The 26,688-nt window shown below is 56.3% G+C and carries 18 protein-coding genes; 3 read left to right on the top strand and 15 right to left on the bottom strand.

The window, feature by feature from the left end:
* Positions 1–48 precede the first annotated feature (48 nt).
* From HZS79_RS14265 to gbcB, 6 genes are all read right to left on the bottom strand, one after another.
* Complete coding sequence (locus tag HZS79_RS14265) at positions 49–684, bottom strand: sarcosine oxidase subunit gamma (RefSeq protein WP_179928195.1); 636 nt, start codon at positions 682–684, stop codon at positions 49–51.
* On the bottom strand, positions 677–3,727 hold the full coding sequence (locus tag HZS79_RS14260; RefSeq protein WP_179928194.1) for a sarcosine oxidase subunit alpha family protein: 3,051 nt from the start codon (positions 3,725–3,727) through the stop codon (positions 677–679). Before HZS79_RS14260 ends, HZS79_RS14265 begins: the two co-directional genes overlap by 8 nt.
* The gene (locus tag HZS79_RS14255) at positions 3,724–4,065 is read right to left on the bottom strand and encodes a sarcosine oxidase subunit delta (RefSeq protein WP_179928193.1); all 342 of its coding nucleotides are present in this window, start codon (positions 4,063–4,065) and stop codon (positions 3,724–3,726) included. Before HZS79_RS14255 ends, HZS79_RS14260 begins: the two co-directional genes overlap by 4 nt.
* A 25-nt stretch (positions 4,066–4,090) precedes the next feature.
* Positions 4,091–5,341, bottom strand: coding sequence for a sarcosine oxidase subunit beta family protein (locus HZS79_RS14250; protein WP_179928192.1), 1,251 nt, complete (start codon positions 5,339–5,341; stop codon positions 4,091–4,093).
* A gap of 12 nt (positions 5,342–5,353) precedes the next feature.
* Positions 5,354–6,667: a serine hydroxymethyltransferase gene (glyA, locus tag HZS79_RS14245; protein WP_179928191.1), complete on the bottom strand. Its 1,314-nt coding sequence runs from the start codon at positions 6,665–6,667 to the stop codon at positions 5,354–5,356.
* Positions 6,668–6,956: 289 nt separating this feature from the next.
* The gene (gene gbcB, locus HZS79_RS14240) at positions 6,957–8,063 is read right to left on the bottom strand and encodes a glycine betaine monooxygenase reductase subunit (protein ID WP_162219661.1); all 1,107 of its coding nucleotides are present in this window, start codon (positions 8,061–8,063) and stop codon (positions 6,957–6,959) included.
* A 350-nt stretch (positions 8,064–8,413) separates the two neighbouring features.
* Between gbcB and gbca the strand changes: the two genes are divergently transcribed.
* Positions 8,414–9,700: a glycine betaine monooxygenase oxygenase subunit gene (gene gbca, locus HZS79_RS14235; protein ID WP_162219660.1), complete on the top strand. Its 1,287-nt coding sequence runs from the start codon at positions 8,414–8,416 to the stop codon at positions 9,698–9,700.
* Positions 9,701–9,764: 64 nt separating this feature from the next.
* Here gbca and fdhF read toward each other — a convergent pair whose 3' ends face one another.
* From fdhF to fdhA, 3 genes are all read right to left on the bottom strand, one after another.
* Complete coding sequence (gene fdhF, locus HZS79_RS14230; RefSeq protein ID WP_179928190.1) at positions 9,765–12,599, bottom strand: formate dehydrogenase subunit alpha; 2,835 nt, start codon at positions 12,597–12,599, stop codon at positions 9,765–9,767.
* 11 nt (positions 12,600–12,610) lie between these two features.
* A complete protein-coding gene (locus HZS79_RS14225) occupies positions 12,611–14,329 on the bottom strand; it encodes an NADH-ubiquinone oxidoreductase-F iron-sulfur binding region domain-containing protein (protein ID WP_179928189.1) in 1,719 nt (572 codons plus the stop codon).
* A gap of 193 nt (positions 14,330–14,522) precedes the next feature.
* Positions 14,523–15,716, bottom strand: coding sequence for a formaldehyde dehydrogenase, glutathione-independent (fdhA, locus tag HZS79_RS14220; protein WP_162219657.1), 1,194 nt, complete (start codon positions 15,714–15,716; stop codon positions 14,523–14,525).
* A gap of 244 nt (positions 15,717–15,960) precedes the next feature.
* On the opposite strand from fdhA, the gene HZS79_RS14215 reads away from it, so the two are divergent.
* Both HZS79_RS14215 and HZS79_RS14210 read left to right on the top strand, forming a co-directional pair.
* Positions 15,961–17,541 (top strand): BCCT family transporter, encoded by a 1,581-nt coding sequence (locus HZS79_RS14215; RefSeq protein ID WP_162219656.1) that lies wholly within the window; start codon positions 15,961–15,963, stop codon positions 17,539–17,541.
* A 66-nt stretch (positions 17,542–17,607) separates the two neighbouring features.
* Positions 17,608–18,495 carry a DMT family transporter gene (locus tag HZS79_RS14210; RefSeq protein WP_179928188.1) on the top strand — a complete coding sequence of 296 codons (888 nt, stop codon included), beginning with the start codon at positions 17,608–17,610 and terminating at the stop codon, positions 18,493–18,495.
* Between the two features lie 78 nt (positions 18,496–18,573).
* Here HZS79_RS14210 and etfB read toward each other — a convergent pair whose 3' ends face one another.
* The 6 genes from etfB to HZS79_RS14180 form a co-directional block, all read right to left on the bottom strand.
* The gene (etfB, locus tag HZS79_RS14205) at positions 18,574–19,416 is read right to left on the bottom strand and encodes an electron transfer flavoprotein subunit beta (protein WP_179928269.1); all 843 of its coding nucleotides are present in this window, start codon (positions 19,414–19,416) and stop codon (positions 18,574–18,576) included.
* The gene (gene etfA, locus HZS79_RS14200; RefSeq protein WP_162219654.1) at positions 19,406–20,701 is read right to left on the bottom strand and encodes an electron transfer flavoprotein subunit alpha; all 1,296 of its coding nucleotides are present in this window, start codon (positions 20,699–20,701) and stop codon (positions 19,406–19,408) included. The genes etfB and etfA overlap by 11 nt, the downstream gene beginning before the upstream one ends.
* Positions 20,698–22,713, bottom strand: coding sequence for a (Fe-S)-binding protein (locus HZS79_RS14195; RefSeq protein ID WP_179928187.1), 2,016 nt, complete (start codon positions 22,711–22,713; stop codon positions 20,698–20,700). The genes etfA and HZS79_RS14195 overlap by 4 nt, the downstream gene beginning before the upstream one ends.
* 200 nt (positions 22,714–22,913) lie before the next feature.
* Positions 22,914–24,986, bottom strand: a complete 2,073-nt coding sequence (gene dgcA, locus HZS79_RS14190) for a dimethylglycine demethylation protein DgcA (protein ID WP_179928186.1) — start codon at positions 24,984–24,986, stop codon at positions 22,914–22,916.
* Positions 24,987–25,010: 24 nt separating this feature from the next.
* Entirely contained in the window at positions 25,011–25,556 is a 546-nt protein-coding gene (locus tag HZS79_RS14185) for a DUF5943 domain-containing protein (protein WP_162219651.1), read from the bottom strand.
* Positions 25,557–25,637: 81 nt separating this feature from the next.
* Entirely contained in the window at positions 25,638–26,639 is a 1,002-nt protein-coding gene (locus HZS79_RS14180; RefSeq protein ID WP_492012059.1) for a dipeptidase, read from the bottom strand.
* Positions 26,640–26,688 lie beyond the last annotated feature (49 nt).

Genomic DNA, 26,688 nt, shown 5'->3' with positions numbered 1-26,688 from the left:
TGTTCGCGACAGATGATAGCGGCCGAAACAGCGTTCCGGCCTGCCTGCTTATTGTTCTACGTTCACGCTATACTCTGCTGCTGCATCCAGTAGCCAGCGGTAGCAGTAGTCGGCAAAACTGCGCCGCACCACTAGTTCCCAACGCTCCTCGCTGGGCCGACGAAGGATGGTCGTCGCCTTAGCGAAAACCGTAGTAACGCCTTTGCCCACCGGGAAATTGCTAGGATGAACGTCGTAGATCACCGCTTTCATCAATAGCTCTCGAGCCGCCTCACCGGTAATCTCTAACGCCGTCTGCCCACCGCTGACATCACTGATGGCGTAATGGGAATTCCCTAAACGCTCCCGCAGTTGCGTCTCTAGTGGGAACTCCTCACCGCCAGGCACTATTACCAGCCACTCATCTGGGGAAAGCCACTGAATAGAACGCTCGCCGCTGGTATCCTGCACTAGCGCCTGGGGCTTGCCAGGCAAGCTAATCCCCAGCACGTCGCGCACCGCCTCGTCGAGAACGATGGCACCGCCTCGTAGGATCAGATGCCCAAGCATTGCTCGCTCGCGTAGCTGAACCCGACTTGAACTACCAGCACGTGGAGCACCGCTTTGCCGGTAGCTAAAGGCTAACGGGGACTCTACCGGGATAGCGGTATCAGTACGGGTATCGAAAGTGACCGCGTTAGACATTCTGGCGCTCTCCCTTGGGATCATAAAAAATGGTGCTGACGATTTCGGCTTCGTGAACTTGGCCGTCTGCCATGGGAAGATAGACGGTTTCGCCCATTTTCTTGAGGCCGCCTTTCACCACCGCTAAAGCAAATCCGGAGTCCAGGATCGGGCTGTAGTAGCTTGAGGTCACATGTCCCGCCATGGGCATCGGAATCGCATGCTTAGGATCAAACACAATCTGAGCCCCCTCCTCCAGCACCACCGTTGGGTCTTTGGGCCTCAGACCTACCAGCTGCTTGCGATTTTCGCGCTTGGTATCCGATCGCGTCAGGGCTCGCTTGCCAATCCATGAGAAGGGTTTGTCGTAACCTACGCACCACTGCATGCCAAGGTCTTCAGGAGTAACGGAGCCGTCGGTTTCCTGGCCAACGATGATAAAGCCCTTCTCAGCACGCAGTACGTGCATGGTCTCTGTGCCATAGGGCGTCAAGCCATACTTCTCGCCATGCTTGAACAGGGTCTGCCACACGTGCATGGCGTAGTTGGCTTGAACGTTAATCTCAAAGGTCAACTCACCGGTAAAGGAGATACGATAGACACGTGCAGGCACCCCAGCCACTTTGCCTGCTCGCCACTCCATAAACTTAAAGCTATCGCGGTCAAGATCGATATCTGTCATCTCAGCCAGCAGCTTGCGCGATTCAGGGCCAGTGATCGTCATGGTGGCCCAGTGGTCAGTTACTGAAGAGAAGTAGACATCCAGTTCTGGCCACTCGGTCTGATGCCATAACTCCAACCACTCCAAGATGGCTGCTGCGCCACCGGTGGTGGTGGTCATCAAAAAGTGATTTTCAGCAAGGCAACTGGTCACGCCATCATCGGTGACCATGCCATCATCTTTGCACATCAGGCCGTAGCGGCACTTACCAACCGCTAGCTTCTCCCACTTGTTGGTATAGATACGCGCCAGGAATTCACGCGCATCCGGCCCTTGGATATCGATTTTGCCAAGCGTTGAAGCATCGAGAATACCCACTTTCTCGCGCACCGCTAAACATTCGCGGGCTACCGCCTCGTGCATGGTCTCAGTCTTGCCATTCACCTTCTGTGGGTAGTACCAGGGACGCTTCCACTGGCCTACATCCTCAAACTCGGCGCCGCGCTCAACGTGCCATTGATGAAGAGCGGTATAGCGCTCGGGATCGAACAGATCACGGCAGTGGCGACCCACGATGGCGCCAAAGGTCACCGGCGTATAATTAGGCCGAAACACCGTGGTGCCCACCTCGGGGATGGAGCGATTCAGGCAGCGAGCTGCAATGGCCATACCATTGATATTACCCAACTTGCCTTGGTCGGTACCGAACCCCATCGCGGTATAGCGCTTAATATGCTCGATAGACTCAAAGCCTTCCCGGGTAGCCAGTTCGATGCCCGCTGCAGTGACGTCGTTCTGCAGGTCGACGAACTGCTTAGGCCCGCGCAGAGAGGGTTTCTCATGGGGCACTTGGAAAAGTGCCACCGCTGGCCCCTGCTGGAGGCGTTCAACGCTAGGCGGGTTAACCGTCGGAGCCGCGTGACCTGTGGCTGCCGCCGCCTTAATACCCGCTTCAACACCCTCGGCAAGTACGTCGCCCAACGCATAGGTGCCATTAGCGCCACCGCAGGCATGAACGCCCTTCACTAGCCCTGGCACAAAGCCCAGGATATCGTCACGCCAAGTAGGCCGCGCGCCGGTATGGGAAGCCAAGTGAATCACCGGACTATAGCCACCTGAGCTAGCAATAGTGTCGCAGGCCAACTCCTGAACTGGGCTGCTCACTTTGAAAGCCTCAATGTCGATTTTAGCGACCCGTGCGGCAGTGACTCGGTTGCTGCCTTTCGCCTCGATAACGGCACTGCCGGTGATGATCTTGATACCTTGGGCGCGGGCGGCATCGACCCAATCCCCTGCAGGCGCATCGCGGGCATCAACAACTGCCACCACCTCACAACCTGCTTCCTTCCAGTCTAAGGCGGCGCGATAACCATCGTCGTTGCTGGTGGAGAGCACCAGTTGGCGACCTGGCACGACACCATAGCGTCGAATGTAGGTAGAAACAGCGCTTGCCAATAGGTTGCCTGGAGCATCATTTCCCGCATACACCAATGGCCGCTCGTGAGCGCCTGTGGCTAGGATCACCTGACCTGCTCGTACTCGATGCATGCGCGAACGTACCGGGCGACGGCCATTGACGACAGGAGCCGTTTCGCCCAGGTGCTCAGTACGTCGCTCGTGCAGTGTCACAAAATTGTGATCGTGATAACCGTTAGCCGTGGTACGTGGCAGCAGTGTGACGTTCTCACATCCGGCTAGCTCTTCAAGCACTCGAGCAACCCACTGGTCTGCCGACGTACCATCCAGAGTTTCACGGCTACCCAGCAGTGAGCCGCCCATCTCTTCTTGCTCATCGGCAACCATTACCCGCGCACCGCCACGGGCAGCAGCCAATGCTGCAGACAAGCCAGCCGCGCCAGCGCCAATGACCAGTACATCGCAGTGTTGATGAAGGTGATCATAGCTGTCTGGATCGGCTTCCATAGGGCTGCGGCCCAGCCCCGCTGCCTTACGAATATACTTCTCGTAGGTCAGCCACATCGACGCCGGTGCCATAAACGTCTTGTAGTAGAAGCCTGGAGGCATGAACCGTCCACCCAACTTACCCACCAGCCCCATCAAGTCACGCTGCACATTAGGCCAGCCGTTGGTACTGCAGGCAGCCAACCCATCGAACAACGCCTGCTGGGTAGCGCGAACATTAGGCACCTGAGCTGCTTCGGCGCGACCCAATTGAACAATGGCATTGGGTTCTTCGGCACCTGCAGCAACAATGCCTCTGGGGCGCGAGTACTTAAAGCTACGGTTAACGATATCCACACCGTTAGCCAGTAGCGCTGACGCCAAGGTATCCCCTGGATGCCCCTGATAGTGCTGGCCGTTAAAGGTAAAGCTCAACGTGCGAGAACGATCGATTCGGCCGCCTGCCTTTAAGCGGAACACTTGTTGCTGGGACTGGCTCATGCCCGCACTCCTTCTTGATGGCTTACCGCTGCCGGTTCGCGAGGTTGCTTTTGACTGTCGGCGGTAATCGATGGCTGCTCGCCCATTTTGTAGGTCTCGAGAATTTCGTAGCTCACCGTGTGGCGTGTCACATTGAAGAATTTGCGGCAACCCACCGCATGTACCCACATTTCGTGATGTACACCTCTGGGGTTGTTGCGGAAGAACAGGTAGTTACCCCACTCTTCATCACTACACGCCTCGGGGTCTTTGGGTCGCTCAATATGCGCTTGGCCCTTGGGGTGAAACTCCTCTTCCTCACGGTGCTCGCCGCAGTAGGGGCAATAGATATAAAACATGACGGATACTCCTCTCGTATGAACCCTAGTGGGCCACGCCTGCAGCGCCGTGCTCGTCAATCAGCGCACCGCTATGGAAGCGGAACATGGAGAACGGCTCAGCGATGGGGTGCATCTCCCCCTTAGCTAAGCTGGCGGCGAACACATGACCCGATCCAGGGGTCGCTTTGAAACCACCAGTGCCCCAACCACAGTTAAAGAACAACCCCTTCACCGGTGTTTTAGAGATGATCGGACAAGCATCCGGGCAGGTATCTACAATACCGCCCCACTGACGATTCATACGCACCCGAGAGAAGATCGGGAACATCTCGACGATCGCCTGAAGAGTGTGCTCAACGGTGGGATAGCTACCGCGCTGACCATAGCCGTTATAGCCATCAATGCCAGCGCCAATCACCAAGTCGCCTTTATCGGACTGACTGATATAGCCATGCACGTGGTTGGACATCACCACAGTGTCGAGAATTGGTTTGATCGGTTCAGATACAAGAGCCTGCAACGGGTGGGACTCTAGGGGCAGCTTAAAACCGCCCATGTTGGCTAACACGCCAGAATTACCGGCAGCCACACAGCCCACTGTCTTGGCCTCGATATCGCCACGATTGGTGTGCACACCGTAGATCTGACCATCACGAATCTTGAAGCCCGTCACTTCAGTCTGCTGGAGAATATCCACCCCGAGAGCATCCGCACCACGGGCATAGCCCCATGCCACAGCATCGTGACGCGCCACACCTGCACGTGGCTGCCAGGAGGCGCCCATCACCGGGTATCGAGCACTCTTCGAGCAGTCCATGATTGGCACCAACGCCTGCACCCCCTTGGCGTCCAGCACTTCGCCGTCAATGCCGTTGAGGCGATTCGCATTAACTCGGCGTTGGATATCGCGCATATCTTGCAGGGTATGCCCTAAGTTGAGCACCCCTCGCTGAGAGAACATCACGTTATAGTTAAGGTCTTGGGAAAGCCCTTCCCACAGTTTCATGGCATGTTCGTAAAGGGCAGCCGACTCGTCCCATAAGTAGTTCGAACGCACAATGGTGGTATTGCGGGCGGTATTACCACCGCCCAACCAACCTTTCTCGATCACCGCTACATTCTTGACACCAAACTCTTTAGCCAAGTAGTAAGCTGTGGCCAAGCCATGGCCACCACCGCCGACGATAATCACGTCGTACTGCTTCTTAGGCGTGGGATTGCGCCATTGGCGCTCCCAGTTTTCATGGTGGCTCAGCGCGTGCTTAACCAGGCCGAAGCCGGAATAGCGTTGCATAGGGGCCTCCTCTCAAGCAATGGATTCGACGGCTTCAGCGACGGATTCAGCGTAGACAGGGTGCCGGGCACACACGCCGCTCACTTTGGCCAGTACCTCGGCCTCGATAGCAGCGGTATCACGTCCAGCAGCTAATACGTCTAGAATGTCGCAAATCCAGCCAGCTAACTCGCTACACTCTTGGGTATCGAAGCCCCGTGTAGTGACTGCGGGGGTACCAATACGCAGGCCAGACGTCACGAAGGGACTCTGGGGGTCGTTGGGCACCGTGTTCTTATTAACCGTGATATGCGCGCGCCCCAATGCAGCATCCGCATCCTTACCCGTGACGCCCTGCTGGATAAGCGAGACCAGGAAAAGGTGGTCATTGGTACCACCCGACACGACATCATAGCCGCGCTCCATAAACACCTCGGCCATGACCTGGGCGTTGTCAATCACCTGCTGCTGGTAGCGCACAAACTCCTGGCTCATGGCCTCCTTGAACGCCACCGCCTTTGCAGCGATAACATGCATTAATGGGCCGCCCTGTTGGCCTGGGAAGACCGCACCATTAAGCTTTTTGTAGAGCGTCTCGTCGCCATCAGCAGAGAGAATCAGGCCGCCACGGGGGCCACGCAGCGTTTTGTGGGTGGTGGTGGTGACGACATGGGCGTGAGGCAGCGGACTCGGATAAAGGTTAGCCGCCACTAAGCCGGCAACATGAGCCATATCGACCATCAGATAAGCCCCCACCTCATCCGCAATAGTGCGGAAACGACGCCAATCCACCACTCGGGAGTAGGCAGAGAAACCAGCGATAATCATTTTCGGCTGATGCTCGCGGGCCAAACGCTCAACTTCTTCGTAATCGATCTCACCGGTTTCCGGCTTGAGACCGTACTGAACGGCGTTGTAGTGCTTGCCCGAGAAATTAGGGGCTGCGCCGTGGGTTAAGTGGCCTCCGTGGGCAAGGCTCATGCCTAGAATCGTATCGCCAGGTTGAACCAACGCCATAAACACAGCCGCATTTGCCTGAGCACCGGAGTGCGGCTGCACATTGGCATAATTGGCACTAAATAAGTTGCAGGCGCGCTCAATGGCCAACGCTTCAACCTTATCAACGAACTCACAGCCACCGTAGTAGCGACGACCTGGATAGCCTTCTGCATACTTGTTGGTCAGTTGAGTGCCTTGCGCTTCCATAACAAGTTGACTGGTGTAATTTTCGGAGGCGATCAGTTCAATATGCGCTTCTTGACGTACCATTTCTTCAGCAATGGCGTCTGCAAGCAAGCTGTCGTAACTGGCCAAACGAGCATTGGGGGAAAAATTACTTTGAAGCATTACCGCCTCCTGATGAGTCACTTGTTATTAAGTGCTGGACATACTCTTTAATGCTGATAAACCAAGGTCACCATCAACCAAAGTCCCTATCAACGCGTTCTTACCGCGATACTATCGTTGGTTTCCTAGCCCAAGATACTTGCCGACGTCACCACTCGATGTATTTGCGACATAGGCATCAATTAGCCAGACTTCGTAAACAGACCATCATTGATTACCCATAAAAAAGCGCCCCAAACGGCAAAAGCCATAAAGGGCGCTTTACTGAAAATATTAAAAAATGGCTGTGCTAAAAATCGACGACAAGATCCCCTTTAGGACGACTACAGCAAGATAGAATGTAGCCCTCTTCAACATCCTCATCCGTAATCCCCCCGTTGTGCTCCATTTCCACTTCTCCCGACTTGAGCTCTACGCGACAGGTGCCACATATCCCCATTCCACATGCTTTGGGGATATGCAGACCCAACTTCGCTGCTGCTGCATGCACGGTTTCGCTGGGCTGAATGCGTACACTTTTTCCGGACGATGCAAACTCAACACTGTGCAAGTCATTGCTATCTATATTTTCAGCATCGACTTCTGCTTGCTCTGCTAGCTCACGTACATCATCACGCACGTCGACCGGCGTAGCGCCAAACGACTCTTCGTGATAATGGCTCATATCAAAGTTATGGTGCTGCAAAATACGCTTGATGGCGTTCATATAGGGAGTCGGGCCGCAACAGAAAATCTCCCTCTCCATAAAGTCCGGCACCATAAGCTCAAACAGCGGCTCGGTGAGATAACCACGGTAGCCAGCCCATGCCTCACCAATATCTTCTTTACTCTCGCAGATAATATGTAGTTTGAACTCAGGAATACGCGAAAACATATGCACCAACTCACGATGATAAATCACATCGCGGGGAGCTCGGGCACTGTGTATAAACTCAACATCGACACTGGCATTAGTATCGAAAAGCCAGCGAGTCATGGACATTAAAGGGGTAATACCAACACCGCCAGAGAGGAACAACACCTTATCGGCGGGAAAGTCGATCGAGTTAAAGTTCCCGACCGGCCCATGCACCACCAGCTCGTCGCCCACCTTTAAATTGGCATGCAACCAATTGGATACTTTTCCTCCCGGCACCTGCTTAACGGTAATCGAAAAACTGTAAGGGATAGAGGGTGAGCTTGAGATCGTATAGGAGCGCATGGTTGGCTGATGATCGATTTCAAGCTCCAAGGTCACAAACTGGCCTGGCTTGAAAAAGAACAGCACAGGCTGCTCAGCCATAAAACAGAACGTGCGTACATCCTGAGTTTCTTGAATCACCTTAACGCAACGTACCTGATGGCGACCATTGGTCCAGGTTTGGGTCGTGACCGGATTAAAAAAATTAGTTGTCATTATCGCCTCTACCTGAACAGCCTTCATCGCTCTGCATCGCCGAACCATATTTGCTATACGGCCAGCACCTTTGATGTGCATTTTGGGGACGCTTCTCTTAGCCGACTTACCTGACAGCGACGCGCACTTATCTCGTGCCACTCTTTATTGCTTAGAAACTTCTGTTTTAGTCGCCACTACGCCACCTGATGTCGCGGGCAGATAACTGGCAAGGATGTGCCTGCAACACAATCAGACACTGACTCGAACACAGCGCCAGGTTACGCAACAGAACAACAAGATAAGCAATCTTGACTAACGGCCGCCACGCAGCCCTTGAGGGGAAAGCGGAGGTTTACGAGGATACTGGTATGGAAAAAAGTGTTTCTAATAGGATGGACGACCCACTTGCTGCGGCTCGTGAGTCAACGGCTCAAATGCTGCAGGAAAGGGCGCGTACCTTTTCACTTCCGCAACCGTTTTACAACGATGCCCGCCTGTTTGCTCTGGATATGCAGGAGGTATTCGAGAAGGAGTGGTTGTTCGCAGGCATGACATGCGAAATTCCCACCAAGGGTAACTTCATCACCTTGGATATTGGTGACAACCCCATCGTTATTGTGCGCGGCAGTGAAGGCGTTATTCATGCGTTTCACAATGTTTGCCGCCATCGTGGTTCGCGTCTATGCGTAAAAGATAAGGGCAAGGTGGCAAAACTCGTCTGCCCATATCATCAGTGGACTTACGAACTTGATGGCCGATTGCTGTTTGCTGGTAGCGACATGGGCAGCGACTTCAATCTCAATCAATTTGGGCTCAAACCGGTCAACGTTCAAACAGCCGGAGGCTTCATCTTTATCAATCTGAGCGATGAGCCACCCACCATTGACGATTTGCTAGCAACCTTTGAGCATTATCTTGAGCCGTACCAAATGGATAACGTCAAGGTCGCGGCGGAATCGAGCATCGTCGAGCAAGCTAACTGGAAGCTGGTGATTGAAAACAATCGCGAGTGCTACCACTGCAACGGCGCTCATCCTGAGCTGCTTAACTCACTACAAGAGTTTGATGACACCGAAGACCCGCGTGCAACGCCCGCTTATAAAGCGCTGGTGGCACGTAAGCAAGCTGATTGGGATGCAGAACAGGTGCCCTACCAGTTAAAGCGGCTTGGCCAACGCAACCGCCTGACTCGCACGCCACTGCTGGATGGCATTGTCTCAATGACAATGGATGGCAAGCCCGGCAGCAAGAAGCTAATGGGGCGATTAACAAGCCCCGACATGGGCTCGCTGCGCATCCTTCATCTACCCAACTCATGGAACCATTTCATGGGTGACCACGCAGTGGTATTTCGCGTATTGCCGCTTGGCCCCCAGCAAACAATGGTCACCACCAAATGGCTAGTTCATAAGGATGCGGTAGAAGGTGTTGACTATGATCCAGAACAACTTCGCCGAGTATGGGATGCCACCAACGACCAGGATCGCCAGCTCGCCGAAGAGAACCAGCGAGGCATTAACTCAAAGGCTTATCAGCCTGGGCCTTATTCCGAAACCTATGAGTTCGGTGTTATCGATTTTGTCGACTGGTACGCCGCCCGCATGCTTGAGAACCTAAGCCGCGAGGCTCCAGCGCTACAGCTAGCCCAAGGCTAGCAACTCGCTCAACGCAAAACATACAATTAACTGGCCCGCTCATGCGGGCCAGTTTGTTTGGCTACTATGGTGCTTCCGAGCGACTGACGCGGCAAGCGGCATACTTGAACTCTGGAATTTTTCCGTAAGGATCCAGCGCCGAGTTAGTGAGTAAATTTGCCGCGGCTTCCCCATAACAGAAAGGCACAAACACCATCCCTTCTGGCATTCCTGGGTCAACCCTCGCTTTGAGAGTAATGGTGCCTCGCCGAGTGGCAATCGTTAGATCATCACCCGGTACCATGCCAAGCCTTACCAGTTCAGCAGGCGCCAAGCTTGCCACGGCTTCCGGCTCCAGGTCATCGAGCACTTTGGCGCGACGGGTCATTGATCCGGTATGCCAATGCTCTAACTGGCGACCAGTGGTCAGCACTGTTGGGTAGTCGTTGTCTACCGGCTCATCCGGGGGCAGCGGTCGCGTGGGTGCAAACATCGCTCGGCCACTGGCCGTCGGGAAGGCATCGCTGAAGACCACGTCTTGCCCAGGGGAGCTCTCGGCTGAGCAGGGGTAGGTGACCGACTGCTCGCGCTCCAAACGTTCCCAGGAAATATGGTCAAGGGAGGCCATGCCACGCTTCATCTCAGCAAACACATCCCGCGGATGCTGGTAGCTCCAGTTCAGGCCAAAACGTTTGGCAATTTCCTGGGTGATCCACCAGTCCGGCTTGGCCTGCCCCGGCAACGGTAACGCCGCACGCCCCATCTGCACCTGACGATTGGTGTTGGTGACAGTGCCATCTTTCTCAGGCCAAGCAGAGGCAGGCAAGATAACATCGGCGAATTGAGCGGTTTCAGTGACAAAAAGATCCTGTACTACCAGATGTTCCAGCTTGGCCAACGCGGCCCGGGCATGGGCCAGATCCGGGTCGGACATCGCCGGGTTTTCACCCTGGATATACATGCCGCGAATGGTGCCCGCAGCGATAGCATCCATAATTTCCACCACGGTGAGACCCGGCGTGGGATCCAGTTTGGTATTCCACAGCTCTTCGAAAGCACTGCGTACCTGAGCATCGCTGACCGGCTGGTAGTCCGGCATCACCATGGGAATAAGGCCGGCATCAGATGCCCCTTGAACGTTATTTTGTCCACGCAGAGGGTGCAAGCCAGTGCCAGGACGCCCGGTTTGGCCACAAGCCAGCGCCAGCGAGATCAAACAGCGGGCGTTGTCGGTGCCGTGGGTGTGTTGAGAAATTCCCATGCCCCAGAAAATCATCGCCCGCTCGGCAGTCGCATAGAGCCGCGCCACCTCGCGGATGGTCTCTGGCTCGACACCGCACAGGCCACTCATCGCTTCGGGGGTCATGTCCACCGCATGCGTTTTAAGGGCCTCAAAACCCTCGGTATGCTCGGCGATATAGGCCGTGTCATAGAGCTCTTCGCTGATGATCACATTGAGCATGGCATTAAACAGCGCCACATCCGTACCCAGTGAAAAGCGAACGCTGCGATGGGCGTAGGCATCCAACGCCTGACCACGGGGGTCGAGTATCACTATTTTGGTACCGCGCTTGGCGGCCTGTTTAAAGAAGGTGGCCGCCACCGGATGGTTTACCGCGGGGTTACAGCCGGTAAGAATCACTACGTCGGCCTGACTAGCCTGCATAAAGGAAGCCGTCACTGAGCCTGAGCCAATACACTCCATTAGCGCGGCCACCGAGCTGGCGTGACACAAGCGCGTACAGTGATCCACGTGATTGGAGCCAAAGCCGGTGCGCACCAGTTTCTGAAACAGCCACGCCTCCTCATTGGAGCACTTGGCGCTGCCAAAACCAGCTAAGGCGTCCGAGCCATGGATTGCCTTTAATTCCACAAGCCCACTGGCGGCAAAATCCAGGGCTTCATCCCAGCTCGCCTCGCGGAAGTGCGTCAAGGGGTTGGCGGGGTCGAAGTCAGGGTCGATTCCCTTTGCGACACCCTCACGACGGATCAGCGGGGTGGTGATGCGCGATGGATGGCGCGGATAGTCATAGCCGAAGCGACCTTTAACACATAGTCGGTTCTCGTTTGAAGGACCGTCGCGGCCCTCCACATAAAGGATCTTATCGTCTTTGATATGGTAGGTAAGCTGACAGCCAACCCCGCAGTAGGGACATACTGAGTCAACCTTACGGTCAGCCACAGCAGAGTCTCCGTGACCTTGCTCATCCACTAGGGTGGCAGGCATTAAAGCACCGGTGGGGCAGGCTTGAACACACTCGCCGCAAGCAACACAGGTGCTGTCCCCCATAGGGTCGTCGAAATCAAATACGATCTTAGACGCCGCCCCACGGTGAGCCAGTCCGATAACATCGTTAACCTGCACGTCGCGACAGGCACGCACACACAGATTGCACTCAATACAGGCATCAAGGTTAACGCGCATGGCAGAGTGGCTGCTGTCTTGCTCCAGGCTACCCGCCCTAGGCGCCACATGGTGCACGGTAGCTGTCTCACGCTCTTCGCGCTTGGGCAACTTACGGCGCACCGCCGTAGCATCAATGGCCAACTGGTCGGCCATGGCCCAGAAATGGCTTGAGCTGTCGGGGCTCTCTTCCCGCTCAGGCTGGTCGACCAGCAGCATTTCCATGACCATCTTGCGGGCCGTGTGTGCACGTTCAGAGCTGGCACTATTAACCACCATACCGGGAGCCGCCTGACGCAGACAGCTTGCGGCCAAGGTGCGCTCGCCCTCGATTTCCACCATACAAGCACGGCAGTTGCCGTCGGCGCGGTAGCCGCTGGCATCCTTGAAACAGAGATGCGGAATGGTCTCGCCTGCACGCTTGGCGACTTGCCAGAGGGTTTCACCGGGGTAGGCGCTGACGTCAACGCCGTCCAGGGTCAGGGTAAAGCTTTGGTTTAAGCTCTGTTCACTCATGCTGATCTCCCTTATCCCTTGACGATAACGTTCTGGGCAGCCAGTTCACTGCGAAAATCCTTGAGCAAGCCCAATACTGGGTTAGGTGCCGCCTGACCCAGCCCGCAAATTGAGGCATCTATCATCACTTGGGAAAGCTGCGTCATAAGCCCAGCATCCCATTCATTACGTTCAAGCAGAGTGAGCATTTTTTCTGTTCCCACCCGGCACGGCGTGCATTGACCACAGGACTCATCGGCAAAGAAAGCCAGTAAGTTGGTAGCAACCCCGCGCAGATTATCCTGATCGGACAGCACGATCACCGCAGCGGAGCCGATAAAACAGCCGTGCTCCTGGAGGGTATCGAAGTCGAGAGGAATATTGGCTTTAGTGGCGGGCAGAATACCGCCAGAGGCGCCACCAGGTAGATAAGCCGCCAAGCGGTGACCTTCCGCCATGCCGCCACAATACTCGTCAATTAACTCGCTTAACGTGATGCCAGCAGGCGCCAGATAAACGCCAGGCTGCTTAACGCGCCCCGAAACCGAGAAACTGCGCAGCCCCACGCGGCCATGGCGGCCCTGACTGGAGAAAGCCTCAGCGCCGCGCTGCCAGATCATCGGAATCCAGTAGACGGTCTCGACGTTATTGACCAGCGTTGGGCGGTCAAAGAGCCCTTTCTGAGCCACAAACGGAGGACGATGGCGGGGCTTGCCTGGCTTGCCTTCCAGGGACTCAATCATCGCCGACTCTTCGCCACAGATGTAAGCACCCGCTCCGCGGCGCAGCACGATATACCCCGGCGCTACTAGGCCAGCGTCCTCAAGCTCGCCAATCGCCTCGCGCAGCACGACATGTAACGCTGGATACTCGTCACGTAGGTAGATATACAGCGCCTCAGCGTCTACCGCCCAAGCACTGACCAAGGCACCTTCAAGAAACTGGTGCGGCGCACGTTCCAGATAATAACGGTCCTTAAAGGTACCGGGTTCGCCCTCATCAGCATTAATGGCACAGTAGCGGGGACCAGCCTCCTGACGCACAAAGTGCCATTTCTTAAAAGTAGGAAAACCCGCGCCCCCTAAGCCGCGGAGGTTGGCCTGCTGCATCGCTTCCATCAATGCTTCAACCGTCACTTCCCCGCTGCGGCAGGCCTGGAGCAATGCAAAACCACCCTCGCTGCGATAGCTATCAAGTCGTTGCCAATCGATAGGTTCGGGGTGAGTGTCGTCGGCATCGATAGCTGCCTGAACTTGAGCCACATCGGCTCGACCTAAGTGGTGATGGCCGACCTCCACTACGGGCGCTGTATCGCAGCGCCCCATGCATGGCGCGCGCAACACCCGCACCTGCTCGATATCGACGTTTGCTTCCAACTGCGCTTTAAGCGCCTCAGCGCCAGCTAACTGGCAAGCCAGAGAGTCACAAACGCGGATTGTCAACGCTGGGGGCACGTCCTGATCGTCATGGATGACGTCGAAGTGAGCATAAAAGGTTGCTGTCTCATAGATCGCTGCCATAGGCAGGTTCATATAAGCCGCCAGGGCACGCAGGTCTGCCAACAACAAATGCCCTCGGGCATCCTGAAGAGCATGCAGGTGTTCGATTAATAAATCGCGTCGACGCAATGCGGCATCGTTGCGTTCATCGCCCAGCAGTTCACGCAATCCCTCAAGACGGATGGGATCGAGTTCACGGCCGCGGGGCTTGCCGCGAAAGCGGCGCTTGGGGGTCACGGTCTGGACGGTCATGGGTCACTCATTATTATCTTGATCGGCGGTATACCGAATGAACGAAGACGGCACCCCGCGGGGTGCCGTCTAGGGTCTTACTATCTATCCTGAACGATCTATTTCGATCTATCTATTTCTAACTACCTATTTCTGACTACCTGTTTCGAGCTATCTATCTCGTATCCCCTGCGGGCAGGCAGGCACTTCCGCCTTATGCAGGCACACTGCCGTGGGGATCAATGACGAATTTCTTGGCGGCTCCGCCATCGAAGTCGGCATACCCTTGGGGCGCCTGATCCAGGGTGATCATCTGTACATTTACCGCATCGGCGATCTTAACTTTACCGAATAGGATAGCTTGCATCAGCGGGCGGTGATACTTCATTACCGGGCACTGTCCGGTATGAAAACTGTGGGATTTCGCCCAGCCGAGGCCGAAGCGCATACTCAAGGCACCCTGCTTAGCGTCGTCGTCAGCGGCGCCGGGGTCTTCGGTCACATACAGACCTGGAATGCCGATCTGGCCGCCCGCGCGAGTCAGCGACATCGCCGAGTTCAGCACGGTCGCAGGCGCTTCTTTACCATGGTTGCAACCGCAGGCGTGGGCTTCGAATCCGACACAGTCAACAAAAGCATCAACTTCACGCTCGCCGAGAATCACCTCGATCTTGTCGGCCATGTCGCCGTCCTGGGTCAGGTCGATGGTCTCGCAACCAAAGCTGCGCGCCTGGGCTAAACGGTCTTCGATCATATCGCCGACAATGACACAGGCCGCACCAAGCAGCTGAGCAGAAACTGCCGCCGCCAGTCCCACAGGGCCAGCCCCCGCAATATAGACCGTGCTGCCAGGGCCAACACCGGCCGTAACGCAACCATGGAAGCCAGTGGGGAAGATATCGGAAAGCAGGGTTAAATCTTTGATCTTCTCCATCGCCTGATCGGTATCGGGGAACTTCAACAGGTTAAAGTCCGCGTAGGGAACCATCACGTATTCGGTCTGGCCACCCACCCAGCCGCCCATATCCACATAGCCATAAGCAGCTCCCGGACGAGAGGGGTTAACGTTCAAGCAGATGCCGGTTCGGCCTTCTTTACAGTTACGACAACGACCACAAGCAATATTAAATGGCACTGAGACCAAGTCACCTGGGCGGATAAACTCGACGTCGCGACCACACTCGACCACTAGGCCAGTGATTTCGTGGCCGAGCACCAGACCGGACGGTGCGGTGGTACGGCCGCGCACCATGTGCTGGTCGCTGCCGCAGATATTGGTGGTGACGACTTTGAGAATCACACCGTGATCGCATTTGCGATTGCCGATGGCGAGCTCAGGATAGGCGATCGATTCGACGGCGACTTCACCCGGCCCTTTGTAGACCACTCCGCGGTTGGCTGCATTCATGGCTAGCTCCTGTTGTTAATTGTTGTGCTTTTGATAGTGGATAGCGCTTTCCCACCCTATCCCCTCCGTGCCTAGGGACTTACCCCACAAAGGCATTCACATACCTATTCAAGACATCCCAGCCAAGACGAATAGCTGAAGGTCGCTTTCACGACACTCTCCCCCTGAAACAGGCCCAACAATTCGCTGTGTCGGTGATGCGGGCGCATCGCCGCTATCTAACAACAGCCACCAAGGACACCTAATGAAGAACAATGAAGACCCAGTTCTGTCCCCCGGACAGGACAATACTCAGATAATGGGGCTGGACTTTCATAACCCCGTATTTCCACTCTCCGCTATTGCCATTCTACTATTCATTCTTTACGCACTGGTCTACCCAGATGCCGCTAATACGCATCTAGGGCTTGCCAAAAACTGGTCAATTGAACACTTTGACTGGCTGTTTATGATTGCAGGCAATGCCTTTGTGGTGTTCTGCCTCGTGCTGATCTGCTTGCCACTCGGGCGAATTCGTTTAGGCGGCAGCGATGCCCAGCCGGAGTACTCGCGCACGTCCTGGTTCGCCATGCTATTTGCGGCGGGCATGGGTATCGGCCTAATGTTCTGGAGCGTTGCTGAGCCGGTGGCCTACTACACCAATTGGTACGGTACGCCTCTAAATGCCCCAGCAGGCACGCCAGAAGGCGTTAGTGCCGCCATGGGCGCGACCATGTTTCATTGGGGGCTGCATCCCTGGGCAATCTACGCAGTTGTCGCACTCTCGCTGGCGTTCTTTGCCTATAACAAGGGCTTGCCACTCACGCTGCGCTCCGCCTTTTATCCAATTTTAGGTGAGCATACTCGCGGCTGGGCAGGCCATATCATCGATATTCTTGCCGTGCTGGCCACTATTTTTGGACTAGCCACCTCGCTTGGCTTTGGCGCTACCCAAGCGGCAGGTGGGCTCGCTCATCTGTTCGATATACCCAACACCATCGGTACCCAGCTGGCGATTATCCTAGTCGTCACAGTGATTGCGCTGATCTCGGTTTGGCGGGGGATCGACGGGGGCGTCAAGCTGTTCTCGAATATCAATATGATCATCGCGGCAGCACTGCTTCTATTTGTTGTGGTAGCAGGGCCTACTCTTATGATTTTGATGGGCATTGGCACCACTGCACTAGACTATGCGAACCACCTGCTACCACTGTCGAACTGGATTGGCCGCGATGATGACACTTGGTATCACGGCTGGACCATCTTTTACTGGGCGTGGTGGATCTCCTGGTCTCCGTTTGTCGGCATGTTTATCGCTCGCGTATCACGTGGACGTACGGTGCGTGAGTTTCTGATCGCCGTGCTGCTGGTACCAACGCTAGTCACCCTGGTGTGGATGAGCGCCTTCGGTGGCACAGCGCTGTTTCAGGCCACAAACAGCGTAGGTGAGCTGGCCAATGGTATTGGCGACGTCTCGCTTGCCATGTTCCATATGCTGGAGCAGTTGCCTCTCACCAGCATAACGTCAACACTGGCGATTATCCTGGTACTGGTTTTCTTCATCACGTCATCGGACTCCGGCTCGCTAGTCATCGACAACATTACCGCTGGCGGCAAGACCGATGCCCCCAAGGGCCAGCGCGTGTTTTGGGCCGCACTTGAAGGCGTCATTGCTGGAGTGCTGCTGTATGGCGGAGGTAGCACCGCGCTCAGTGCGCTCCAGGCGGGCGCGGTAGCCACAGGGCTGCCCTTCACACTGGTACTGTTAATGATGTGCGTCAGTCTTTACTTAGGTCTTAATAAGGAGTGGCGACAGCTGAACGCGATACCCAAAACCGCCAAGTAATCTCCCCGCAACCACCCGCCCAACCAGCGGGCGGTTGCCCTCTTTTACCGACCAGGTACCAAGACAATGCAGTCAAATTCTTATCAGCGCGGTCTGCTCATGGTGATACTGGGCGTGGTGTTTCTCAGTTTCGACGGCCTGCTTATCCGCCTTGCCAATACAGATGGCTGGACCATCGTATTCTGGCGCGGTTTTTTGATGTTCTGCGTACTAGGAGTGCTGTGCTGCGTTGGTAGTCGGTTAGCAACGCTGAGCAGCAATCCGTTTTCATCCCTGGCCTCCGCACTGCTTCTGGGCTTAATTTCGAGCCTATTTGTGTTGGCAGTGATGAACGCCAAGGTGGCCAACGTAGTCGTGATCCTGAGCACAGCACCACTGTTTGCCGCGCTGTTTTCACGGGTCTTTTTGGGTGAAAAAGTGCCGCGGCGAACGCTGCTAGCCATTGTTATCTGCATGCTGGGCATGAGTTTGGTTTTCATGGGAGAAGGTGCTCGGGGAATGCTGGTGGGTAACCTTTATGCCTTAGCGGCAGCGGCGGCCATCGGCGGTAACCTGACCTTGCTTCGCCGCTACCCAACCATTGACCCCATGACCGTGATTGCCGGTGGTGGGTTGCTCTCGGCGGTGATTGCCCTCCCTCTGGCATCGCCGCTGGCGCTTGATGCCGAGCGCTATGGCGTACTAGCGCTAATGGGGCTGGTGCAAATGCCTTTGGCCACGGTGCTGATTAATAGCGCCACCCGCTACCTGCCTTCCACTGAGGTGGCGCTGTTTTATCTGGTCGAAACCGCACTAGGCACGCTGTGGGTGTGGTGGATGCTAAACGAGGCACCAGCGATCTCAACGCTGCTGGGCGGGGCCGTCGTCATCACGGTGCTGGTGCTACACGCCTGGATGGGGTTACACCTAGAAAGACAGCGGCTGCGGCTTTATCCAGGTTTTGTTGGCAAATAGACAGTAACAACGTAGACAACAAAAAAACCCACTACAAGGAGTGGGCTTTAAGGCTGCTAATATGCCGTGATAAAAACTTCAGCGCAGCACATCCTCTTCCTTGAGTAGCTTATAGATCGCCTCGGCGCCCTGTTCGGGGGTGACATCGGTGAGCACTTGCCCCCCCTTGCCCTCAGCTTTAGAGGCCGCCGCTTTGAAGCGATCTCTTGCTGAAGCGGATTTGATGATTTTCAGACGTTTGGGTCGCTTACGTGCGGGGCTCAAGTGCCACTGGGCCAGCTCACTGTCGGCGTCTGAGGCGGTGGGTGACACAGAGAAGGTAGCTCGACGAGCTGGGCCAAAGGCGCTCTGACGCGCCGCCGGTGCTGCTTCATCCACGCTGATGATAGCAGGCAGACGCACCTTAAGACGGCGACGCTGGCCCCGCGGCAGCGCCTGAAGAAGCGTTACCACGCCATTTTCCACTTTCTCTATCGACGCCAAGCTATTCACTAACGGCCAACCGAGATGCTCTGCCAGCGCATAGGGCAAAAGCCCAGAGCCTTCTCCGCGCTCTGCCCGGGCGCCGGTGATCACTAGCTGGGGCGAGGTAGCGGCTAAATGTTCCACCAGCGGTAGAATGGCATCGCTGCCATCAGGCTGCTCCAGCAAGGTCATAGACTCAAGCCCCATACCAACGCCTGTGGCCATACCCAAGTAACTGCGCAGGGCTACCTCGCTGTCGACATCCTGAGAACCAGCATGCAGTACGTTAATCCGGCTGCCCGGCAGTTCGGCTTCCATGGCCAGCGCAAGCTCCAGACCCCGGGCATCCTGCTCGGCGCGTCGCGCACGGCCGGTAATAGGATGGCGCCCTATGGAAACCAGCACCGTCACATCGATACCCTGTTTTTGTTGTTTTTGCTGTTGCTCAGGCTGCATCACGCTGCCCTCCTCGCTGCTGTTCTACCATGGCTACCAACGCGGCAAGAATTTGCGTGCTGTCGCCAATCACCGCCAGGTCGGCGCGTTTGATAATGTCACACCCCGGATCGAGATTGATCGCCACTACCTTGTCGCAGCGCTGAATGCCCTGTAGGTGCTGAATAGCGCCTGAAATACCCACCGCCATATATACCCGAGCGGTCACCCAAGTGCCGGTCGCACCCACCTGACGATCTCGAGCCATAAAGCCGTCGTCCACCGCAACACGCGACGCCCCTTCGGTAGCGCCCAGCACTTTCGCAGCATGGTGGAAGGCGTCCCACTGCTTGACGCCATTGCCGCCAGAGAGGATGAACTCAGCCTCGGCTAGCGCTACGCCAGCAGGATCTACCGCCACCTGCCCCAGATCTTCAATACGCGAAAGAATCGTAGGAATCTCATCGACAAGGCTTAGCGGTTCGGCAGCGTGGCGTGTCTCATCCACCGGTTCGGCGCACTCGGCCAACGCCAGGGCAACCCGCGGCAGAGGGCGCTGGATATCCAGACTTCCAGCGGCGCCACGGGCAGTGCATTGCCAGCCCAAAGGTGCCTCGTCGTCAGCTTCAATCTGCCACACACCCGTGGCAGCGCGTTCACCCAACCGTAACGCCAACCTCCGCCCCAGATCGGCTCCGCCCAGGGGAGAATCCGGCAACAGCCAGAAACGCGGCGTCATCTCACGTTCTACGGCACTTAACACCGCCAACCGTGCCTCGGGAGCAAACCCAGCGTAAAGCTCATCATCAAGATGCACAACGCGATCGATCCCGGCTTCGCCAAGCGCTTGCTTCTTAAGCTCGCCGTCCCCCTCGCCCTTATGCTCACCAAACAGGATCGCCACCACGGCGCCTGGCTGTTCGACATCGGCATCCGCCACGCGTCTGGCTAGCCCCAGCAGATCCTTATCATGGTTTGAAAGACGTCCACCGGTCAGGTCGGGCACCACGGCCACCAGGAAGGCGGGCTGATCAATGGTCACCGTGCGGCGGCTTTCCCGAGCTGCTGTGGTAGTCGCGGTGGCCTGCCCCCCTTGCTGGAGGCCACTACGATCAATCCGCTTGACACCGCTGGGGCCAATAAAACCGATGGCACGAGGGTTCTTGCGAACCACACCGTTAGGCCCCAGCCACTCGCTAGCTACTTGGACGCCCCCTATTTCCGCAAGCACACTGGCGTGGTCTGGATGAAGACGGTTCCGGGCGATCCACTCTCGACGCGGGTCGCGACGAATAATCTCACTCATAAGGCCACCTCTTCAGCAGTCGTCGCTGCAACGGTTCGACGGGATACGCCAGACACATCGTCAGCAGGACGCTCTACCAGGGCATCGGCTACCAGCTCGGCGATATCGCGCACTTCAGCGCTGGCATCCACCACGCCTTCCAGCATGGCTGTACACTGTGGGCAGCCCACCGCCACCAGCTCAGCGCCACTCTGCTGGACGTCATTCATGCGCATATCGGGAATTCGTCGCTCACCAGGAATATCAGTGATCGGTGCTCCACCGCCGCCACCGCAACAGCGCGAACGGAACCCAGAGCGCTCCATCTCGGCCACCTGGATGCCCAGTGCCTTAAGCACTCGCCGAGGGGCTTCGTATTCACCGTTATAGCGTCCCAAGTAGCATGGGTCGTGATAAGTAACGCTGCCGCCTTTCCAGGGAGCAAAGGTCAGCCGTCCGGCCTCATACAGCTCGGCAATGAAGGTGCTGTGGTGTCGAACCTGATAGTGGCCACCCAGCTCACCGTACTCGTTGCCCAGCACATGAAAACTGTGGGGGTCGCAGGTCACGATTTGCAGGAAGCGGTACTGGTCGAGCGTGGCAATATTGCGCTTCGCAAGGGTCTGGAACGTCGCCTCATCGCCCAAACGCCGTGCTACATCACCGCTGTCGCGCTCTTCAGCACCTAACGCGGCGAAGTCTACTTCGGCAGCGCGCAGCACTTTAACCAGAGCCCGTAGGGTTCGCTGGTTACGCATATCAAAGGCGCCATCACCCAACCACAACAGCACATCAACCTGCTTCAGATCGGCCATTAGCGGTAGGTTAAGATCCGCCGCCCAATTGAGTCGTGAGCCTGGGTCGAAACCGCCGGGGTTGTCGGTGGCTATCAGATTGTCGAGCACCTCAGCGCCCTTATTGGGTGTCTTGCCCCGCTCCAAGGTAAGGTGGCGGCGCATATCGACAATCGCATCCACATGCTCAATCATCATTGGGCACTCTTCGACACAGGCACGGCAGGTCGTGCACGACCAGAGAGTCTCAGCGTCAACCAACGCTTTTCCTTCTTTCATCACCACAGGCGCCACGATAGGCGTATTAGGCGCGCCTTGGTGCTCTCCCACGGGCTTACCAGGATAAGGAGAGCCGGTATAACCAGCATCGCTACCACCGGCAAAACCCACCACCATATCCTGAATCAGTTTTTTAGGATTGAGCGGTTGGCCAGCAGCAAACGCAGGGCACACCGCCTCGCAGCGACCGCACTGCACGCAGGCATCGAAGCCCAGCAGTTGATTCCAGGTAAAGTCAGCAGGCTTTTCCACGCCCAGAGGCGCCGCTTCATCCTCCAGGTTCAGCGCTTTTAGGCCCGTTGACCGGCCAGTGCCCCCTTTTTTCGTGGAAAAGCGCTCAGCACGACGGTGAAAGGCGAGATGTAAGGCACCAGCGAAGGCATGCTTCATTGGGCCGCCCCAGGTCATCCCAAAGAACATTTCCCCCAGGCCCCAGGCCACAACGCCCGCCAACACCAGCGCCAGCAGCCAACTACTGCCCCCTTCAAGTAAACCTTCGGGCAACAGACCCACCGTGGGCAGCGTGATCAGGAAGACGCCTACCGAAAATGCCATCAGGCTCTTTGGCAGACGCATCCAGGGGCCCTTGGAGAGCCGTGCAGGCGGGTTAAGCCGCCGACGCGCCACGAACAGACTACCGACGAACATAGAGGTGCTAGCAAGTAACAGCAACCCCCCTAGCAATGGTTTGGCGATACCAAGACCATGCACCAGGGTCATCAGTACGGCGGCAGCCACGAAGCCCCCGGCGGTGGCTACGTGGGTATTGGAAATCATTTTGTCGCGCCCCACGACATGGTGCAGATCCACCAAATAGCGGCGCGGCAGGGCCATCAACCCCTGGAGCAGGTTCACCCGCGAGGGGCGCCCCTGACGCCACAGGCGTATACGGCGTACAGCGCCGATTACTGCCAGGGCCAGGGCAGTAAAAATCAGTATCGGCAAGAGCGTATCGAGCATGGTACTCACCTCATCTTTCGCGGCGGGGCTGCTCCGGCGGCAGACCTCTGCGAGGGCGCTGTAAACCCATCCCTGGGCGCTACATTTGCCATCTGACCGCCATGGATGGCGGAAATGCCGTAAACGTATGGAACTGTTTTACGGCCATGGCAAATGACCCTCGCTACGGTCTACCACCGGCGCCCCGGCTCTCGCTCAGGTCAAAAGTCCTTGCAGATTCGCAGGGCGTCGTAGATGGCCGCATGGGTATTACGCGGTGCCGTGCAGTCGCCCAGGCGGAAGAGCAAAAAGCCGTCCCCTTCTTCGTTCAGACTTGGCTGAGGCTGGATGGCATAGAGCGCCTCCAGATCCACCTGCCCTTTGTTGCGGGACTGCTCTTTGAGGGCGTAATAAAGCGCCTCGTCAGGACGCACACCGTTTTCTACGACCACCTGATCAACCACTCGCTCTTCAAGGGCACCGGTGTACTCATTTTCGAGCACTGCCACGAGACCGTCGCCCTCGCGGTAGACCTTATGCAGCATCAAGTCAGAGGACATGATCACTTCTTTCTCGTACAGGCTGCGGTAGTAAGTGGGGAAGGTGGTGCCCCCCACCGCTGCACCAGGCTTGATATCGTCAGTAACGATCTCTACCTTGGCACCCTTATCAGCCAGATAGTCGGCCGCCGAGACGCCTGAGAATTCGCAGATGGCGTCATAAATCAGCACGTTTTTACCGGGTGCCACCTTGCCTGAGAGAATATCCCAAGTGCTGACCACCAGACTCTCCTCAGCATTCTCCGAGTAGCCCCACTCTGGGTGCTGGCTAAGGAAGGGTTGCCCCCCCGTGGCTAGCACCACGATATCGGGGCGTAAATCAAGCAAGGTTGCCTCATCGGCGCGAGCCCCTAGGCGCAGATCAACTTTCAGACGCGCCAACTCCAGCTGGTACCAGCGAGTGATTCCAGCGATTTGGTCGCGCTGCGGAGCCTGAGCGGCGATAGTGATCTGCCCGCCCAGGGCGTCTGCCGCCTCAAACAGGGTGACATCATGACCGCGCTCAGCAGCAACGCGAGCTGCCTCCATGCCACCGGGACCGCCACCTACCACCACGACTTTTCGCTTGGCGCCCTCGGTCTTTTCAATGATATGCGGCAGGCCCATGTATTCTCGCGAGGTGGCAGCGTTTTGAATACACAGTACATCCAAGCCCTGGTATTGGCGGTCGATGCAGTAGTTAGCGCCCACGCACTGCTTGATCTGATCAATCTGACCCATCTTGATCTTGGCGATCAGGTGAGGGTCAGCAATATGCGCCCGGGTCATGCCCACCAAGTCCACGTAGCCCCCTTCGAGAATACGCTGGGCCTGGTTGGGGTCTTTAATATTCTGGGCGTGAATCACTGGCACGTTCACCACTTCCTTGATCCCCGCCGCCAGGTGTAGAAAAGGCTCCGGTGGATAAGACATATTGGGGATAACGTTGGCGAGTGTGTTGTGAGTGTCGCAGCCAGAGCCGATGACGCCGAAAAAGTCGACCATTTTAGTGGCATCGTAATAAGCGGCGATCTGCTTCATGTCTTCATGCGAGAGGCCATCCGGGTGGAATTCATCACCACAAATGCGCATACCCACCACGAAGTCATCGCCCACTTCGGCGCGCACCGCTTTGAGTACTTCCATGCCGAAGCGCATGCGATTTTCGAAACTACCACCCCACTGGTCCTCGCGCTTGTTGACCCGCGGGCTCCAGAACTGATCAATCAGGTGCTGGTGCACGGCAGAAAGCTCAACGCCATCAAGCCCACCCTCCTTCGCTCGCCGCGCGGCCTGGGCGAAGTCGCCGATAATCCGCCAAATCTCTTCCACCTCGATAGTCTTACAGGTGGAGCGGTGTACCGGCTCGCGGATGCCAGAGGGAGACAACAGGGTCGACCAATCGAAGCCGTCCCAGCGTGAGCGGCGCCCCATATGGGTAATCTGGATCATAATCTTGCCGCCATGCTTGTGCACAGCATCCGCCAGATTCTGAAAGTGTGGAATGATGCGGTCGGTAGAAAGGTTCACCGAGCTCCACCACCCCTGGGGGCTATCGATGGACACCACTGATGATCCACCGCAAATACACAGGCCACAACCGCCCTTGGATTTTTCTTCGTAATACCTGACGTAGCGCTCAGTCGTCATACCACCGTCAGTGGCATGCACCTCGGCATGGGCGGTACTGACCACACGGTTGCGGATGGTCAGCTTGCCGATCTCGATTGGCTCAAAGATTGCGTCAAATGCCATGATTATCTCTCCTCGTACCCAGGGTTAACGGGCAGCATCGGGCAGCGGCTTGACAGCGAAGACGCCTACATCACAGCCGGGCTCGGCAGCGCTCTGCGTCTGCTCAGCGACGGTGCGCAGCGAACTACCCCGTGCAGCGAGAATTTGATCCATGGCCCCAGCAAACCAGCCAGTGAACATGTACTCGACCTTGCGCCCAACCTTGCCCAGTTGGTAAACGAAGGCGCTATGTTCTAACCGCACCAGAGCCGTGCCAGCATCGAGATCAATCTGTTCGGTAATGAAGTGGCCCCAGCCACGCTGAGAGAGGCGCAGCATGTAGTGCTCGAAGACGGCCTCGCCTTCGAGACCATGGCACTCGGCTTCTTTCTCACACCAGTGCCAGGCGCTCTTATAGCCAGCGTGATAAAGGATTTCAGCGTACTTTTCAGCGCCTAGCGCCTCTTCAACGGCCACATGGTTGTTGATAAAGAAGTGCCGTGGCACATAGAGCATCGGCAGCGCATCAGTCGTCCAGACGCCGGTTTCGCTATCGACTTCGATAGGCAGTGCGGGGGCCAGTTTGGTCACGGGTATCATCCTCTACATCATTATTCTTGGCTAAGGAGCAGGCTTATCCCATCGCTCCTATCAATCTTATGGAGCAAGCGTTTAGGCGCCCCAGACATCCTTGAGGACGCGCACCCAGTTCTCCCCCATGACCTTTCTTACCTGAGTTTCACTAAAGCCGCGTTTAAGGAGTGCCTCGGTGAGATTGGGGAACTCTCCAATGGTGCGAATTCCTTTGGGATTAATGATCTTGCCAAAGTCTGTCAAACGACGGGCGTAGCCCTTGTCATGAGTCAGCCACTCGAAGAACTCTTGACCGTGCCCTTGGGTGAAATCAGTACCAATGCCGATAGCATCTTCACCGACGATATTCATGACGTATTCGATCGCTTCGCAGTAGTCTTCGATGGTGGAGTCGATGCCCTTTTTGAGAAAAGGCGCGAACATGGTGACACCGACGAAACCACCATGCTCAGCAATAAACTTAAGTTCTTGATCGGATTTGTTGCGCGGGTGCTCTTTGAGGCCGGAGGGCAGACAGTGGGAATAGCAGACCGGCTTTTTGGATTCGAGAATTACCTCCTCTGAGGTTTTGGCACCGACATGAGAGAGATCACACATAATGCCGACTCGGTTCATTTCAGCGACGATCTCACGACCAAAGCCAGATAAGCCTCCGTCACGCTCGTAGCAGCCGGTTCCCACTAAGTTCTGGGTGTTGTAGCACATCTGGACGATGCCCACGCCCAGCTGTTTAAAGATCTCTACATAGCCGATTTGGTCTTCAAACGCATGCGCATTCTGGAAACCAAAGATAATCCCAGTTTTGCCCTCTTCTTTCGCACGCATGATGTCAGCAGTGGTGCGGACAGGGCGTACTAGGTCGCTACACTCGGCCATCAGCTGGTTCGACTTGACGATATTATCGACCGTGGCCTGAAACCCTTCCCACACCGAAACAGTGCAGTTGGCAGCGGTTAAACCACCGCGCCGCATGTCCTCAAGCAGTTCACGATTCCATTTGGCGATAATCAAGCCGTCAATGACGATAGCGTCATCGTGTAGTTCTGAGGGGGTCATAGCTAAGCTCCAACATTGATTTATGTAGCGAGCATAGCGCTGACGTTGGGTTGGGCTGCTCTTGGAAACGACG

The organism is Vreelandella zhaodongensis (assembly GCF_013415115.1).
Taxonomy (GTDB): domain Bacteria; phylum Pseudomonadota; class Gammaproteobacteria; order Pseudomonadales; family Halomonadaceae; genus Vreelandella; species Vreelandella zhaodongensis.
Note: the sequence above shows the minus strand (reverse complement) of the source record. Positions and strands in the feature narration are given on the sequence as shown.

What these genes read in the sequence shown, in the direction of transcription:
- HZS79_RS14215 (WP_162219656.1), top strand. Translation starts at nt 15,961, where the DNA reads ATGAAGAACAATGAAGACCCAGTTCTGTCCCCCGGACAGGACAATACT.
- HZS79_RS14255 (WP_179928193.1), bottom strand. Translation starts at nt 4,065, where the DNA reads ATGTTTTATATCTATTGCCCCTACTGCGGCGAGCACCGTGAGGAAGAG.
- gbca (WP_162219660.1), top strand. Translation starts at nt 8,414, where the DNA reads ATGGAAAAAAGTGTTTCTAATAGGATGGACGACCCACTTGCTGCGGCT.
- HZS79_RS14260 (WP_179928194.1), bottom strand. Translation starts at nt 3,727, where the DNA reads ATGAGCCAGTCCCAGCAACAAGTGTTCCGCTTAAAGGCAGGCGGCCGA.
- HZS79_RS14250 (WP_179928192.1), bottom strand. Translation starts at nt 5,341, where the DNA reads ATGCAACGCTATTCCGGCTTCGGCCTGGTTAAGCACGCGCTGAGCCAC.
- HZS79_RS14265 (WP_179928195.1), bottom strand. Translation starts at nt 684, where the DNA reads ATGTCTAACGCGGTCACTTTCGATACCCGTACTGATACCGCTATCCCG.
- HZS79_RS14195 (WP_179928187.1), bottom strand. Translation starts at nt 22,713, where the DNA reads ATGCTCGATACGCTCTTGCCGATACTGATTTTTACTGCCCTGGCCCTG.
- etfA (WP_162219654.1), bottom strand. Translation starts at nt 20,701, where the DNA reads ATGAGTGAGATTATTCGTCGCGACCCGCGTCGAGAGTGGATCGCCCGG.
- fdhA (WP_162219657.1), bottom strand. Translation starts at nt 15,716, where the DNA reads ATGAATGCAGCCAACCGCGGAGTGGTCTACAAAGGGCCGGGTGAAGTC.
- etfB (WP_179928269.1), bottom strand. Translation starts at nt 19,416, where the DNA reads ATGCAGCCTGAGCAACAGCAAAAACAACAAAAACAGGGTATCGATGTG.
- HZS79_RS14225 (WP_179928189.1), bottom strand. Translation starts at nt 14,329, where the DNA reads ATGACCGTCCAGACCGTGACCCCCAAGCGCCGCTTTCGCGGCAAGCCC.
- fdhF (WP_179928190.1), bottom strand. Translation starts at nt 12,599, where the DNA reads ATGAGTGAACAGAGCTTAAACCAAAGCTTTACCCTGACCCTGGACGGC.
- HZS79_RS14210 (WP_179928188.1), top strand. Translation starts at nt 17,608, where the DNA reads ATGCAGTCAAATTCTTATCAGCGCGGTCTGCTCATGGTGATACTGGGC.
- gbcB (WP_162219661.1), bottom strand. Translation starts at nt 8,063, where the DNA reads ATGACAACTAATTTTTTTAATCCGGTCACGACCCAAACCTGGACCAAT.
- dgcA (WP_179928186.1), bottom strand. Translation starts at nt 24,986, where the DNA reads ATGGCATTTGACGCAATCTTTGAGCCAATCGAGATCGGCAAGCTGACC.
- glyA (WP_179928191.1), bottom strand. Translation starts at nt 6,667, where the DNA reads ATGCTTCAAAGTAATTTTTCCCCCAATGCTCGTTTGGCCAGTTACGAC.